At 45.6% G+C, this 15,625-nt stretch carries 11 protein-coding genes; 5 read left to right on the top strand and 6 right to left on the bottom strand.

Annotated elements, in window-relative coordinates; all coding sequences use genetic code 11:
- Positions 1–80: 80 nt before the first annotated feature.
- The 5 genes from prpC to BCT11_RS20780 form a co-directional block, all read right to left on the bottom strand.
- A complete protein-coding gene (prpC, locus tag BCT11_RS20760) occupies positions 81–1,223 on the bottom strand; it encodes a 2-methylcitrate synthase (protein WP_039974372.1) in 1,143 nt (380 codons plus the stop codon).
- 118 nt (positions 1,224–1,341) lie between these two features.
- Positions 1,342–2,238 (bottom strand): methylisocitrate lyase, encoded by an 897-nt coding sequence (gene prpB, locus BCT11_RS20765; protein WP_020197566.1) that lies wholly within the window; start codon positions 2,236–2,238, stop codon positions 1,342–1,344.
- A 136-nt stretch (positions 2,239–2,374) separates the two neighbouring features.
- The gene (locus BCT11_RS20770; protein ID WP_063344638.1) at positions 2,375–3,085 is read right to left on the bottom strand and encodes a GntR family transcriptional regulator; all 711 of its coding nucleotides are present in this window, start codon (positions 3,083–3,085) and stop codon (positions 2,375–2,377) included.
- Between the two features lie 325 nt (positions 3,086–3,410).
- Positions 3,411–6,548, bottom strand: a complete 3,138-nt coding sequence (locus BCT11_RS20775; RefSeq protein ID WP_102389175.1) for an HD domain-containing phosphohydrolase — start codon at positions 6,546–6,548, stop codon at positions 3,411–3,413.
- Between the two features lie 199 nt (positions 6,549–6,747).
- Positions 6,748–9,885 (bottom strand): HD domain-containing phosphohydrolase, encoded by a 3,138-nt coding sequence (locus tag BCT11_RS20780; RefSeq protein ID WP_198593982.1) that lies wholly within the window; start codon positions 9,883–9,885, stop codon positions 6,748–6,750.
- A gap of 517 nt (positions 9,886–10,402) precedes the next feature.
- Between BCT11_RS20780 and BCT11_RS20785 the strand changes: the two genes are divergently transcribed.
- Entirely contained in the window at positions 10,403–10,891 is a 489-nt protein-coding gene (locus BCT11_RS20785) for a prepilin-type N-terminal cleavage/methylation domain-containing protein (protein ID WP_039974396.1), read from the top strand.
- Between the two features lie 92 nt (positions 10,892–10,983).
- On the top strand, positions 10,984–11,433 hold the full coding sequence (locus BCT11_RS20790; protein WP_102389170.1) for a GNAT family N-acetyltransferase: 450 nt from the start codon (positions 10,984–10,986) through the stop codon (positions 11,431–11,433).
- Positions 11,434–11,605: 172 nt separating this feature from the next.
- Here BCT11_RS20790 and BCT11_RS20795 read toward each other — a convergent pair whose 3' ends face one another.
- Positions 11,606–12,004, bottom strand: a complete 399-nt coding sequence (locus tag BCT11_RS20795; protein WP_102389171.1) for a GFA family protein — start codon at positions 12,002–12,004, stop codon at positions 11,606–11,608.
- 283 nt (positions 12,005–12,287) lie between these two features.
- On the opposite strand from BCT11_RS20795, the gene BCT11_RS20800 reads away from it, so the two are divergent.
- The 3 genes from BCT11_RS20800 (at position 12,288) to BCT11_RS20810 (ending at position 15,535) form a co-directional block, all read left to right on the top strand.
- On the top strand, positions 12,288–13,265 hold the full coding sequence (locus tag BCT11_RS20800; protein WP_009704382.1) for a tripartite tricarboxylate transporter substrate binding protein: 978 nt from the start codon (positions 12,288–12,290) through the stop codon (positions 13,263–13,265).
- 228 nt (positions 13,266–13,493) lie between these two features.
- Positions 13,494–13,988: a tripartite tricarboxylate transporter TctB family protein gene (locus BCT11_RS20805; RefSeq protein WP_045421216.1), complete on the top strand. Its 495-nt coding sequence runs from the start codon at positions 13,494–13,496 to the stop codon at positions 13,986–13,988.
- Positions 13,989–14,008: 20 nt separating this feature from the next.
- A complete protein-coding gene (locus BCT11_RS20810) occupies positions 14,009–15,535 on the top strand; it encodes a tripartite tricarboxylate transporter permease (RefSeq protein ID WP_102389173.1) in 1,527 nt (508 codons plus the stop codon).
- The last annotated feature ends 90 nt before the right edge of the window (positions 15,536–15,625 follow it).

The raw sequence follows: 15,625 nt of genomic DNA on the forward strand, positions 1-15,625 counted from the left end.
TTTTTGAAATGGATTCGCGGTGAAAGAGACGCCCCTTGTGAATGCCATGCAAGAAGAAACTCACAAAGTGGCGTCACGCGCTAGCGTTGTTCGATTGGCACCCAGTCTTGATGATCCGGTCCGGTATAATCCGCACTTGGGCGAATGATTCGGTTGTTCGCACGTTGTTCATAGACGTGCGCCGCCCAACCTGTCAGTCGGCTCATCACAAAGATTGGCGTAAACAGTTTGGTTGGAATGTCCATGAAGTGGTAAGCCGAAGCATGGAAGAAGTCGGCATTACAGAACAGACCTTTCTCACGCTTCATGACGGATTCCACGCGCTCAGAAACTGCGTAAAGATGCGTGTCCCCCACCTCTTTCGATAGCGCTTCTGACCAACGCTTGATCAGTGCATTACGAGGGTCACTTTCTCGATAAATCGCATGACCAAAGCCCATGATTTTGTCTTTGTTCTCTAGCATCTGAAGAATGTTGGCTTCTGCCTCCTCTGGCGTTTGCCAATCTTGAATCATCTCCATCGCTGCTTCGTTTGCACCGCCATGAAGTGGACCACGTAACGTACCGATAGCAGCCGTAATACAAGAATGAAGATCAGAAAGCGTAGAAGCACACACGCGCGCTGCAAACGTTGAGGCATTAAACTCATGCTCTGCATAAAGAATCAAAGAACAGTGCATCACCTTTTTGTGCGTTTCGCTTGGTGCTTTATCGGTAAGCAGTTTCAGGAAGTAGCCGCCAATGCAGTCTTCGCTGTTATCGTGCGTTTTGATTCGCACGCCATCGTGGCTGAAGCGATACCAGTAACAGATGATCGCAGGGAAAAGCGCCAGCATTCGCTCAGTAGCATGAAGCTGTTGCTCAAAGTCCATTTCTTGCTCTAAGTTACCCAGCATAGAGCAACCTGTGCGCATAACATCCATCGGATGTGCGTCAGCAGGAATCAGCTCTAACGCTTGCTTAAGCTCCGCTGGTAAGCCACGCAGGCTCAATAGATGTGTCTTGTAGGCGTCTAGCTCTTGTTGATTAGGTAAGTGACCGCGTAACAGCAAATGCGCGACTTCTTCAAATTGAGCATGATTTGCCAAGTCCGTAATATCGTAACCACGATACGTTAGACCCGTCCCCGTTTTACCGACAGTGCATAAAGCTGTGCTTCCCGCGCTTTGACCGCGTAGACCTGCGCCACCTATCTCAGCTTTCTTTTCTACAGAATGAGGCATTGTTGAACTCCTTTTCTGTCTGATTTGGCTCTCTTAATGGGCTCTTTTGAATCAGACAATTTTCACGTTATTGGATTAGAGATTCTTTTCTTGGGCTTCCGTTGTTTCTTTGTTGACCTTATTTACCCTCCGAGAACAGCTTGTCTAACTTATTCTCGTAGTCGTGGTAATTAAGGTGCTCATACAGCTCTTTTCGTGTCTGCATTGAATCAAGTAACGCTTCTTGGTTACCAACTTCAAGCAAGTGTTTGTAAACCATCTCGGCAGCTTTGTTCATCGCACGGAATGCACTCAGTGGGTACAAAACCATGTCCACTTTGGATTGGGCTAACTCTTCACAGCCGTATAGCGGCGTTTGTCCAAACTCAGTAATGTTGGCAAGAATTGGAACGTGCTTCCCTGTCGCGTCTTCAAGCGCTGCCGAGAACTGTTGATATTGGTCTAGCTGATTCATGGCCTCAGGGAAGATCATATCTGCGCCCGCTTCCACACATGCAATCGCTCGTTCAATCGCACTGTCCATGCCTTCAACCGCTAACGCATCAGTGCGAGCCATAATGACAAAGCTCTCGTCATTACGTGCATCCACCGCCGCTTTCACTCGGTCGACCATTTCTTGTTGGCTAACAATCGCTTTGTTTGGGCGATGACCACAACGCTTCTGCGCCACTTGGTCTTCCATGTGCACTGCCGCCGCACCCGCTTTTTCCATCGCTTTGATAGTGCGTGCAATGTTAAAAGCACCACCAAAGCCCGTATCGATATCAACCAATAACGGCAAATCACACGCGTTAGTGATGCGGTCTACGTCCACCAAAACATCGTTCAATGTTGTGATGCCAAGATCTGGCAAACCGTAAGATGCGTTGGCGATACCGCCACCCGACAAATAGATAGCTTGGTGACCCAAATTTTTCGCCATCATGGCGCAGTATGGGTTAATGGTGCCGACGATCTGCAGCGGGTTGTTTTGCTCAATGGCGAGTCTGAACTTCGCCCCCGGAGATAAGCTCATGACAATTTCCTTCTAGTCTGGTTTTACCCTTCATACTTGAAGCTGCAGCTTTGTTAACTGCGCCAATTCACCCTAATTACATAGTGCACCTATGCTCATAGGGCTGAATTGTCTTGTTGCCGCGCCGCAACTACAATTATTTTGGGTAAAGTTTCGAATCTGAAATCTGTAATTCGATTAGTTTTCGGCTGCCTGAGATGTGCCTTCTCATCAGCATTTCTGCCAGCTCTTCATCACGGTTGCGAATCGCTTGCAGAATGAATTTGTGTTCGTTGAGTGCTTCGTTAGGGCGGGATTGCGCACGTGGTGATTGGTAACGATACATGCGCAACAAGTGATACAGCTCATCGCAAAGCAAAGAGATAAGCTTGCTGTTTCGGCTCGCTTGAATGATTCGATAGTGGAAGTCGAAGTCACCATGCTGGTGGAAGTAAGACGATCCTTCGACTTCATCAATATGTTTGGAATGTGTCGACAATAGCATTTCCAAACTGAGGAGCTCTTCTTGAGTGATATAGCGAGCCGCTAGCCTTGCCGCCATGCCCTCTAATGCTTCGCGGACGGAATACAATTCGATGAGTTTTTCTGGAGAGAAAGTGATCACACGAGCGCCAACATGCGGAATGCGCTCAATCAACCCAAGCCCTTCAAGACGCATCATGGCCTCACGTAGAGGCCCTCTACTCACTTGATATTTCTTGGCTAACTCAGGCTCTGAGATTTTACTGCCCGGTTCAATTTCACCACTCACAATCGCTTCCACTAACGATTCGGTCAGCGATTCAGATTTAGTGTGCTCCTTCTCAGAGACAATCACTTTATGACGAGTTTTCAACTCTGTATTCATATTCAAGGCACTCGTATTTAGAAATCAAAGTGTCAACAATTTGTTAACTTGAATATAAAATAGACGATCAGATTGTCGACAATCAAGCAAATTGTCGACAATTTAGACTAAGGTATAGTGTTATTGAGTGATTTGTGAGTGAAAAACATTCAGTTCGATAAGGGCAAGCTGAAATTGTCGACAATAAAAAACCAACAAATTCAGCAAGTAAAAAGAATTTGGGAGCACAACAGCTCCCTACTTGGGTTTAATTTGCTAACGAACGGTCGGATTTGCCTAGTTGACCAGTTTGTAGGTTAAGTCTTTTTCATCCAACAAACCGGATTCAACGAGGTTCAGACTTCAGATACTTCTCAATATCCACCTCATCAACCTGTTCGGCTGGCATAAACTTGTTGGCATAGTCACGATAGACCCCGCTCTCTAGGAACAACAAGAACAAGTCCATATCCAAATGCTCGTCCAGTGCCATCTTGTACATGATGTCAACAGCAACGCTCACTGGCTTGGCTTTCTTGTAAGGTCGATCTCCTGCGGTTAACGCTTCAAAAATATCGGCAATCACCAAGATGCGTTCTGGGGTTGATAAATCTTCTGCACTTAAACGACGTGGATAGCCTGTGCCTTTCAGCGTCTCATGGTGGGTTGAAGCATAACGCGGCACGTTACTTAACTCCGGAGGGAATGGCAGTGCCCCCAGCATTTTGATACCACTAATCATATGCTCGTTAATTTTGAAGCGGTCCTCTGGTGTTAACGTCCCGCGCGAAATTGTCAGGTTGTACACCTCACCCAAGTTGTATTGATGTTCTGGCACTTGCACCTTAATGCCATGCTCCGGTGCACATTCCATTGGGCGAACGCGCTCGATAATATGGTCGGGCTTATCCGCCAAAAGATTTTCGACCACTGGCAGTGTCACGTCAGACTTTGGCTTAATCATTTCTTCAAATGGAGAAAGACCAAGATGATCATCATAGTGACGCAACCAAGTTTGCTGGGCGATTTGTTTAATGCGCTCAATCTTATCGTCACTCATGAACTCACCACCCACATTGGCGTTGGCAACAAATCGGAAGTCTTCGTCCAACTGCGCAACTCGTTGGGCGAACTTGGCTTGCGCCTCTTCTTTTGACAGTTCACCAGTAGATATCGACTTCCACATTTCCACTTCAGCGTCTCGCCTTAGTACCTCAAAACGAGTGCGAATTTCATTGATGCGGTTGTAGTTGGCTTCCAACTTAGTACCTTTATCAACGATGTGCTCTGGCGTGGTGATCTTACCGCAATCATGTAACCAAGCCGCGATACGGAATTCTCGTCGTTCATCGTCATTGTTGAACTTAAAGTCTTTAAACTTGCCTGTGTCGCACTTCTCTACTGCCTCTGCCAACATCAAGCCAATTTCTGGAACACGATTACAGTGCCCCGCAGTATAAGGAGACTTGTCATCGATCGCTTGCGCAATAAGGCGAATAAAAGCTTCAACAAACTCTTCTTGCTGTTGCTCGTGATGCTGAATCTCTTGCGTCATTTCGGTGACCGAATCGGACAAATCAGAGACTTCTTTGATACGCGTTTCTATCGGGACGAGTTTATCAAACTGACGGTCTTTGATTTTGATGGTCTCTTTTCTCAGCGCAACAATTGGGCGCACAATTGGCGAACCCACCCTCCACGCCAATGGGAAGAGAATCATCATTGCGAACGCCGTAATAGCAATCGCTTTAGACAATCGACTTGTCACCGCATCCGTCACTACTTGGCCAGAAACGATCACAGCAAAGTAATCGATCGTGCCACGAGTCGAATACAACTTGGTGATGTAGAGGAATCGACTTTCACCATCAATGGTCACTTTGTTCATCGTGTCATGTTTGTCTTTCTGAATCACTGCCTCATAGACCTCTGGATAAGGGACAAAACTCCCCCTCCATTGATGCGGCTTGAGCCATTTCTCTTGCAACGCCACTTTTTGCTCGGGTGAAATAGCTGTGATCGCTTGATTAGTCAGCTCGACCACATCTTTATCTTTCTCCTTCATAAACAGAGAAAACTCTAACGGTGGCGCGTTGAGCAACCCGACATGAACATTGGTCAGTTTCACTAACCGCTTCATCTCAACCATGGTTAAGTAACTGTCTACAAGGTACTGAATATCCCCCATATGCAGCGCTCGCTTCGCTAAATCGAGATTCGGCTGCTCAACAATATTCAGTGACGGATAGCGTTCAAGTAGCCATTCTTTCATGCCAAAACCCGCCACCACACCAACGCTTTCATCACCTAATTCCCTTAATGATGTAGGCATTGGATTGGTTGTTTTAGTTGCAATCGCGAGCTGCCCGATGAAAAGAGTGTCACTTTTGATACCTAACTCTGTCGGAGTACCAAGCACTGGCTGGAGGATATCAATCTCTCCTCTTCGATATTTCTTTTCCAACTCTCTTGAGCTGAAACCATTAACGAACTCTAACCTCATGCCCGTTTTCTGCGAAATCAGGTTGAGTACATCAACAACATAACCACTAGGTTCGCCACTTTGGGTGTAGTCGTAAGGTCCCCAGTCGTTTTGATTCGAAACCACAAACTCTCGGTCGTCTAGCAAGGCTTTTTGCTGCTCGCTTAACACCAAAAGCGATGAATCAGGAATATCCACTTCGTGAAAAACGTTGATGCTGGACGCGACCACTTCACCACGATTGTTGAATATAAATGCTTCAACGCCATCATCCTTCTTCATCCCAAGTTCGGTAGCGCTGATCTTTTCACTCAGTGAAGAAAGCACCGTATCTACGCCAATAACAGCGCCTTTACTACGCACAGAATAAGACTGTCCGGTGATCTTTAGATGCTGAAAAAGGTAAGGATCGGTTTTGTAAACGCTGTCTCTTGATGCGCTAGCAAACCAAGGTCGGCGAGTTGGATAAAAGTTACTTTTCTGTTCTGTTTGGCGGACAACCTCAAGCGACTCGGAGTAATACTTGGTTTGTCGCATTCGTTCTTCGCCATCACCTTTGATGGTAATGATGACCCAACGTTCGTTAGATGTTGCCCCAATCCTCCTTCGCACTTCCGGAGATGATTCTAAATTAATGACTTGAAAGAAATACTCATTGTTATTGGCAAAATAGATACTGTAAAAAACGGGATTGTCGATGAGCGCTTGAACGAACACTCGTTGGATTTCGTCCACACTGAATTGCGTATCACTGAAATCCGCTACACTGCGCAAGATACCCGCGCTGCTGGTCGCACTGGCATCTATTTGATGGATATGATTACTGACGTCTTTGGCTGTCATGGTTAAATGCGTCAGGATATGTTCTTCCGACATCTGTTTGCCGAAGTAGTACTGCATGCCGAGTCCAAGCAGCGCCGTCACCGCTGTCGCAATTACAAACAAACTCCCGACGGTGAATTTAATCGAAAATTTACGAGGGGTACCAGATTTAGTCTTCACGCGATAAAGCCCTCCGATGGCTTCAACAACAAACTCAGCAACTCGCTTTATCAAAGCAACCTGAAGCATATATTTTTCAAGTCTAGTACATATTTTTCAGAGACTTGCGTCGCAAATAAGTTGAAGGTCACTTTTACGCAATAAAAAAGAGCGATACCGAAGTATCGCTCTAGTTGAATTATTTTAGGAAAGTTCCAAATCAAAAGGTTCTGCGAGAGAGGTACTTTTTAATGTCGACCTCATCTATTTGCGTTTCTGGCATAAATTTCTTCGCGTACTCTAAGTAAACCCCACTTTCTAGGAACAACAGCAAGAGATCCATATCCAAGTGCTCATCCAACGCCATCTTATACATAATGTCGATAGCCACACTCACTGGTTTCGCTTTCTTGTAAGGTCGGTCTCCCGCCGTTAATGCCTCAAAAATGTCAGCAATCACTAGGATGCGCTCTGGTATCGACAAGTCATCCGCACTCAACTTACGAGGGTATCCCGTCCCTTTCAGCGTTTCGTGGTGAGTAGAGGCATAACGCGGAACATTGCTTAGCTCTGGTGGGAACGGCAAGGCTTCTAACATCTTAATGCCACTGATCATGTGCTCATTGATTTTGAAGCGATCTTCTGGTGTCAGCGTACCGCGAGAAATCGTCAGGTTATAGACTTCACCCATGTTGTACTGATGTTCCGGCACTTGCATTTGAATGCCATGTTCCGGCGCAAACTCAACAGGGCGAATACGCTTGATGATATGTTCTGGCTTGTCTTCCAACAGCTTTTCCCTAACCGGCAGCTGCGTATTGGACGTTGGCTTGTTCATTTCCTCAAATGGTGACAAACCTAAGCGGTCGTCAAAGTATCGTAACCACGTTTTCTCAGCAATTTGCTTCACGCGCTCGATCTTGTCTTCACTCATGAACTCGCCACCAATGTTTGCATTGGCGATAAACTCAAAGTCATCGTTGAGTTGACGTACTCTTTCTTCAAACTCGGCTTTTGCTGCATCTTTGCCTACCTCGCCACGCAACAAGGTGTTTAGGTATTCGATCTCTAGGTCTCTGCGTAACACTTCAAATCGAGTGCGAATTTCATTGATTCGGTTGTAATTCGCCTCAAGTTTCGTGCCTTTATCAACGATGTGCTCTGGTGTGGTAATTTTGCCGCAGTCGTGCAACCAAGCCGCGATACGGAACTCTCTTCGCTCTGCGTCATTTTGGAAGGCGAAGTTTTTGAATTTACCGCTTTGACACTTTTCAGCCGCTTCCGCCAGCATCATGCCGATTTCTGGTACGCGGTTACAATGCCCCGCGGTGTATGGCGACTTGTCATCGATCGCTTGTGCGATAAGGCGAATAAAGGCTTCAACAAACTCTTCTTGTTGCTTCTCGTGTGACTGAATCTCGGCCACCATTTCCATCATTGCATCTGAGAGTTCATCAATCTCTTTTACTCGCGTCGTCATCGGCCACACTTTATCGAAGCGACGAGCACGGATCTTTCTCGTTCTTGCTTTCAGCGCGTAAATTGAACGCGTCATTGGTGTGCCAAGTCGCCAAGCAAGAGGGAAAAGACCTAACATGACCAACGATGTAAACAACAGCGAGTTAAACAAGCGCTTTGTTACTGCATCGGTGACGATTTCTTTTGGAATCACTACCGAAAAGTAGTCATCACCGCCGCTGGAACTTGAGATTGGTGTAACATATACAAAGTAGTTTTGCCCTTCAATGCTTCGTCTCACCATGGTGTTGTAGTTAGACGTGTCTTTCGACAGTTGAAATACTTCTGGGTATGGCACAAACGTTCCGCGCCAATGGTTTGATTCCAGCCATTTTTGCGTTAATGCTTCTCTTTGCTCCGGTGTAATCGACTCAATAGCAAGATTGAGCACCTCCAACAAACCCGCGTGCTTTTGGTTTATGTAAATGTGATAAGGCACTGCCTTCGCATCCAGTTTTCTTACTGTGACGGTCGATGTTTTCTCCAATCCATTCAATTCATCCAACGTCAGATAGGTATCAACCAGGTATGGGATCTCGCCCTTCTCTAGCGCTTCTTTTGCATCACTTAAGCTTTCAAATTCAACGATGTTCAGCTTAGGGTAGTTTTCTTGTAACCACTCCTTCATGCCAAACCCGCAAACAACGCCCACTTCATCAGTGAAATTCTCAAGAAAAATAGGAATGAAACGTTGGATCTTCCCTGCTATCGCCAAGTCTGCGGTGTACATGGTTGCGCTTTGCTCGCCGTACTCAGGCACTTCTCCAGACACGGAATGAAGAACATCAATGGTGCCTCTCAAGTACTTTTTGGACAGCGTGATCGATTCAAAACCATTGATAAAATCGAACTCTAAGCCGGTTTGCTGAGAGAGTATTCTCAACAAATCGACGGCATAACCCTGAGGTTCACCAGCTTGAGAAAAGTCATAAGGTCCCCAGTCGTTTTGGTTCGAAACCAATAATGCGGGAGAGTTCATCACAAGCGCACGCTGAGGCTCAGTCAGCGTCAATGGTTCAGACGGTGGCACTTTGATATCGCGTTCTAGATCGATGTTCGACGCGATCACTTCACCCTTATGGTTGAAGATAAAAGACTCCGCCCCACTTTCTAAACTCATACCCAGCGCGGTTGACGCGATTTTTGAGTTCAGTGTCGACAGTTCAATATCGATACCGATAACATCTTTACCACTGCGGATCGCATAGCTCTGACCCGTGACCTTCATATTTTTAAACAGGTAAGGCTCGGTCTTATAGACGTTTGTTTCTGTCGCCCCGATAAACCATGGTCTGCGGGTAGGATAAAATGACGTTTTGCTCGCAACGGTTCGATTCACATTAAAGTTGCTGTCCACGTAAGACACGATCATTTGTCTATCCGGACCAATCCCAGTGGCTTTAGCGATGGCCCAGCGATCTACCGCATCGGCGCTCATCTTATCGCGAATCGTTACCGAGGTTTTTAGGTTTATGATTTGAAAGAAATCTTCATTCTCGCTACCCACATACAAGCTTTGAATGAACGGGTTTTCATCCAAAACTTGAGCAAACAAGGTGAGAATTTCTTTTTCAGAAAAGTTGTGGTCAGACATAGAAAGAAAGCTCTTGAGCATTCTTGTACTGCTGATCGCATTGCTATCGACTTGGTGAATGTATTCACTTACATCTGCCGCCGCCGTACTCAACCTTGAGATGACGTGCTCCTGCGACATTTTCTGCCCAAAGTAATACTGCATACCCATAGCAAAGATCGCCGTAAGTGCCGTCACTAACATGAACATGCTACTTACAATGAACTTGATTGAATATTTACTTTTTAGCTCAGAACTGCGTTTCATTCTTGCGCCCCGGCATCACCATAAAGTGCCAAAACTGTCGGCTTTACATCACCATTTACTATCAAAATACTAAATAACCCCATACATAAGCGTAGACTTATACAACGTAATATTTGCTATCAATTTTGCAAAACCTATGTTTAAAACGATCCGATAAATAAGATTGTCCTTCACAGAACCAAATTTATTACTTGTTAATTGACTCAAATTGATGGTTAACAGCGATTATTTTTTGATGCATATCGCAAGCAAATCCATTCTTCAAAAGGCATTCACAAAACCAGGTAACACCTACATCGACACCACCTTTCTAATAAGCTCAATATTTATACTAGTGGGAATGAAGACACACTGCTTGTCGTGAAAATAAGAAAAAAGCATCGCTTGTATTTGGGTGAGAAGAAGCACTGATAGGTTTTATCTGTTGAAACAATCGTTCATCTCAAATTTATCCCGAGCACCTCACTCGGTACTATGACGCCTCTTTTGTGTTACTCCCCATTTATAAGAAATCTCTATGAAACAAAAAGGATTCTCTCTAACAGAAGTGGTGGTTGCGATTGTGGTACTGGCGATCATTGGACTGTTTTCTGCCCCTAAGATGATGCAAATGCAACGCGAGGCTCGAATCAATACCTTAGAAGCTTTCGTTGGTGCTTTTCATGCCACCAATGAGGTCGTGATGACCAAGGCCAAAATACAAGGCGTTGAAAAGGAACCGTTGGCAAAACTGTCAGACCATGACATTTATATTCGAATGGGATCACTCGCGTTGGATGATTTTAACGTGGTGAATGCAATGCAAATCGATGGGTTCAATCTTGCCAATAAGGGCTCGACGGAAGCACCCTCATTGCTGGTCTATTTAGGTAAGGAGAAATCCCTACAACAAATCCGAGATTCGGGCTGTTTTATCAATATTCATCGTCCCTTCACGGCTTTCGATGTAGAAGGCATCGTGGCCATGGGCGAACTGAAAGTGAGTAAATTCTACGACTATTGTTAGCTCATCATTTTAGAGAGATTAGATTACCGGAAAGCCTTACTACACTTTAGGCGTATGCTTGCTAACGCCCTGTATGCCTTTAAGGTTTTATTATGATCGTTGTGAAAAAAGCAGACGCCTCTGACGTTGCGAAAATTACCCCTCTTTACCTGAAGTATCTTGAGTTCTACCAAGTCGATGTTTCAGTTAAAGATCCCGAGGCTTTTATCAAAGCTCGTATTGAGAATGAAGAATCAGTCGTGTACTACGCAACGAATGAAAGTGGGCAAACGCTTGGTTTTGCGCAGCTATACCCACTCTTCTGTTCGTTAGAAATGAAAAAGATTTGGCTTCTCTACGATTTGTATGTGGATTCATCCCAGAGAAAACGAGGGATTGGTGAACACTTATTGGAACAAGCAGACCAACTGGCAAAAGAGACCGACTCTGCCTTTGTTATGTTAAGCACAGGCATAGACAACAAAACCGCTCAATCTGTGTATGAGAAACACGGTTACGTACGCGATGTCGAGTTTTATAACTATGTTCACATGCTTAAGTAATCAAACCCACACTTAAGCAAAAAGTGAAAAGTGAAAAGCGAAAAGCCGAGTTGTTCTCGGCTTTTTATGTTCAACTTACGCCACTTTGTACTTGCAGATAGACAATCAAAAACAAACCAGCAAATACCGCTACTGTCAGTAATACCTTTAACCAAAGAAACTTCATGGTTATCTACTCTTCTGACGCATATTGGTCAAACACTTCTTGAGCTGTCATTTTCTTGCTGTGTGGCTGCAGATCATAGTACGCAGGCTTCTCATCGGTGAAGATCTCTAAGCTCAATTTGAAATCAGGTTCGTTAAATAACCCGGCTGAAAGAATGTATTCATTCGTTGCCAATAAATGGTAATAGATGTTCGTGCCGCATTCAGCACAAAAACCTCGTACTGCCCATTGGGATGATTGATAGCGTTTAGGCTCAGCACCACTAAATGTCACACCGGGGCCGCAATGCACCGCATGCAGAGGCCCACTTGACCATTTTCGACACATATCGCAATGGCAAAAGCTCACTTCATTGTGTTTAGGTGCGGTCACTTCAATAGCGCCACATAAACATGTTCCTTTCATCGCTGTTCCTCCCTACTCAACCTTCATCATTATGGCAGTTTTAGACTCTTAATTGATGTGACCAACCTAGTCTTTCACCACATTCTCTGGCCGTATGTTTGCGTGAACTTTATGAACAAAATGTCGCTTATGCTCAATATTCTCTTTATCTACGCATTAGAGACATCGCGTTAACACCTTATTAACCTTTAGCTCATCACTAGCGAGTCTCCCTACCTCGTTAGGAGAACAAATAATAAGGCTCTTCAAAACAAGAGAGTCACCAACATAAGGAACGTGAAACATGTTAAAGGTACTCAAACCAACGCTCGCCGCATCCATCATTGCAGCCTCATTTTCTTTCCACGCTTTTGCTGCTGATGTTGAAAAACTCCATTTCCTAATCCCTGGTGGTGCTGGTGGCGGTTGGGATATGACAGCTCGTGGCACAGGTGATGTACTGGTTAAATCCGACATCGTTGAGAATGTCTCTTTCCAAAACCTCTCTGGTGGCGGTGGTGGTAAAGCCATTGCGCACCTCATCGAAACCGCTGAGCGTCAACCTGACACGTTGATGGTCAACTCAACACCAATCGTTGTTCGCTCACTTACGGGGATCTTCCCGCAGTCTTTCCGAGATCTGACGCCAGTAGCCGCAACGATTGCTGACTACGGCGCTATCGTGACTTCCGCGGATTCGAAGTACAACACATGGGAAGATGTGGTCAAAGATTTCGAATCTAACCCACGTAAAGTAAAAATCGCTGGCGGTTCTGCACGAGGCTCGATGGATCACCTAGTCGTCGCAGCCGCATTTAAAGGCGAAGGCTTTGACGCACGTAAAGTTCGCTACATCGCGTACGATGCCGGAGGCAAAGCAATGGCAGCACTTCTATCTGGCGAAACGCAATTGCTTTCAACCGGTCTTGGCGAAGTGCTAGAGATGTCGAAATCTGGTCAGGTAAAAGTACTGGCGATTACGGCACCGAAACGTCTAGACGCTGCACCAAACATCCCTACCCTGAAAGAATATGGCAATGAGACTGTGTTCGCGAACTGGCGTGGTTTCTTTGCCGCTCCTGGCACAAGCCAAGCCAAACTCGATGAATGGAACGCAGCTCTGACCAAGATGTACAAAACGGACGAATGGCAAGTTGTTCGTGACCGCAACGGTTGGATTGACAACTACAAAGCGGATAAAGAGTTCTTCGCGTTCCTAGAAGAGCAAGAGCAGCAAATGGGCGATCTAATGCGCGAATTAGGTTTCCTTAAGAAGCAATAACTCTCATCCGAGTTTATGGGGTTAGCTATCCCTAGCCCCAGTTGTATTTGCACTCTAATTTCACCGTATATGGGCATTGTCGATAATCGACAAGTAAAAACTCCTTTGTTTATTGATTGGTAAACACTAAGTAACTCGACTAGCAGCGATGCGCTTAATTGTTAATGACTTAGTCCTTCTTCATTAACGCCCATATACGGTCTTTTCTTGTTGTTCTAGGAGTTGGATATGTCTCATTCAACCAATATTTTTACCAAAGAGAATCTACTGTGCCGCGATCGTGTCGGTGCGATGATCTTTTTGTTGTTTTGCCTATGCTATGGCTACCAAACTACGCAAATCCCTCTCTTTCCCGGGGATGAATACGAACCCTTCACGGCTCGCACCTTACCGACCATTCTGACCTACGTTGGGATTGGTTTAGCGTTAATGCTATTGGTCACTGGTCAGCCCGATAAACAAAGCGGCGCTGTGATGTCATTCAACTGGAAACTGCTCATCGCCTTTTTAGTTTTGATGGCGCTTTATGGTCTGGGGTTGACTTACATCGGCTTTGTATTAGCGACAGGGCTCTTCCTGCTTGCGGGCTTTTACCTTCTTGGCGAACGACGTAAATCGGTGTTGTTCGGCGCCTCATTCCCGTTCGTTATCGCGTTTTACTTGTTGCTCACTCAAGGTCTGGATATCTACCTTGAGCCTGGTCTGATTTTCACCATCTGGTAGTCAAAAGAAAGGACTGAATTATGTTAGATGGAATTCTACAAGGTTTATCCACCGCCGTGATGCCAATGAACATCATGATGGTGATTGTTGGCTGTTTTGTCGGTACGTTTATCGGCATGCTACCGGGGCTTGGTCCTATTTCTGCCATCGCTCTGATGATCCCTATCACCTATGGTTTGGATCCGTCTTCGGGTCTGATTCTAATGGCAGGTGTTTACTATGGTGCGGTATTTGGCGGCTCAACGTCTTCTATTCTTATCAACGCGCCGGGTTGTTCTTCAACTGTAGTCACCGCGTTTGATGGCTACCCAATGGCACAGAAAGGACAAGCAGGTAAAGCACTTGCACTGGCGGCTTACTCTTCTTTCACTGGTGGCACGCTTTCAGCAATCATGCTGCTTGTGGCGGCACCAGCATTGGCTAACGTCTCGTTAAGCTTCCAATCTTCTGACTACTTTGCGCTAATGTTTCTTGGCTTATCCGCAGTGGCAGCTTTCGCAGGTAAAGGACAAGTGATCAAAGCATGGATGATGACAATTCTAGGTTTGATGTTGTCTACTGTCGGTATTGATAAAGGCGTCGGTGTCGAACGCTTCACCTTTGGCCTAACGGATTTGATGGATGGTTTCAGCTTCCTATTGTTGGCGATGGCGACCTTTGCGCTTGGTGAAACTTTGATGGGGATTTTGAAACCATCTGAAGACACACGTGATGAGGAACAAGATAAGCTGAGCAACATTGGTTCGATGAAAGTCACCAAGGAAGAAATCAAAGAAGTAGCGCCAGTTTCTATTCGCTCTTCAATCCTTGGCTTCTTTACTGGTGTACTTCCGGGCGCAGGTGCAACCATCGCCGCCTTCTTAAGTTATGGCATGGAACGTAACCTTACTCCAAAGGATAAAAAAGAACAGTTTGGTAAAGGCAGCATCCGAGGTTTGGTTGCTCCGGAGTCAGCGAACAACGCGGCATCAAGTGGTTCTTTCGTTCCTCTTTTAACCCTTGGTATCCCGGGCTCTGGTACAACCGCAATCATGCTAGGAGCATTAATCGCTTACGGTATTCAGCCGGGCCCTCGTCTGTTTGTTGAGCACCCAGATGTATTTTGGTCGGTAATTATATCCATGTACTTCGGCAACATTGTATTGGTGATTCTCAACCTACCGCTAATCCCATACATCTCAAAGCTGTTGGCAGTACCAAGAACCGTATTGTTACCGATGATTCTGTTCTTCTCCATCACGGGTGTGTATCTGGTTTCTTTCAACACCATGGACGTGTTTGTGATGTTACTTGTGGCAATGGCTGCCATCGCACTAAGGCTGGCAAACTTCCCTCTAGCACCGCTGTTGCTTGGCTTTATCCTTGGTGGATTAATGGAAGAGAACCTGCGCCGTGCATTGATGATTGCCGACGGAGAACTAAGCTTCTTGTGGGAACGCCCAATCACGCTGACATTCACCGTACTTGCGGTATTGGTACTTGGTAGTCCACTGTTTTTAAAACTTTTTCAAAAGCTTAAAGCACAACCAGTAAAAGTTGAGCAATAAGCATTCTATCTCTCCCTCAAGATAGACCTTTGAAACCAAGCCACCCTCTGCGGTGGCTTTTTTCTTGGACTTGTACCGTCCTAAATAAGG

The sequence above is a fragment of the Vibrio sp. 10N.222.52.B12 genome, from assembly GCF_002875385.1.
Classification (GTDB): Bacteria; Pseudomonadota; Gammaproteobacteria; order Enterobacterales; family Vibrionaceae; genus Vibrio; species Vibrio jasicida.

Excerpts from the sequence above, each read along its gene's own strand:
- prpC (WP_039974372.1), bottom strand. The coding sequence starts at position 1,223 with ATGCCTCATTCTGTAGAAAAGAAAGCTGAGATAGGTGGCGCAGGTCTA.
- BCT11_RS20780 (WP_198593982.1), bottom strand. The coding sequence starts at position 9,885 with ATGAAACGCAGTTCTGAGCTAAAAAGTAAATATTCAATCAAGTTCATT.
- BCT11_RS20810 (WP_102389173.1), top strand. The coding sequence starts at position 14,009 with ATGTTAGATGGAATTCTACAAGGTTTATCCACCGCCGTGATGCCAATG.
- BCT11_RS20770 (WP_063344638.1), bottom strand. The coding sequence starts at position 3,085 with ATGAATACAGAGTTGAAAACTCGTCATAAAGTGATTGTCTCTGAGAAG.
- BCT11_RS20790 (WP_102389170.1), top strand. The coding sequence starts at position 10,984 with ATGATCGTTGTGAAAAAAGCAGACGCCTCTGACGTTGCGAAAATTACC.
- BCT11_RS20785 (WP_039974396.1), top strand. The coding sequence starts at position 10,403 with ATGAAACAAAAAGGATTCTCTCTAACAGAAGTGGTGGTTGCGATTGTG.
- prpB (WP_020197566.1), bottom strand. The coding sequence starts at position 2,238 with ATGAGCTTATCTCCGGGGGCGAAGTTCAGACTCGCCATTGAGCAAAAC.
- BCT11_RS20795 (WP_102389171.1), bottom strand. The coding sequence starts at position 12,004 with ATGAAAGGAACATGTTTATGTGGCGCTATTGAAGTGACCGCACCTAAA.
- BCT11_RS20800 (WP_009704382.1), top strand. The coding sequence starts at position 12,288 with ATGTTAAAGGTACTCAAACCAACGCTCGCCGCATCCATCATTGCAGCC.
- BCT11_RS20805 (WP_045421216.1), top strand. The coding sequence starts at position 13,494 with ATGTCTCATTCAACCAATATTTTTACCAAAGAGAATCTACTGTGCCGC.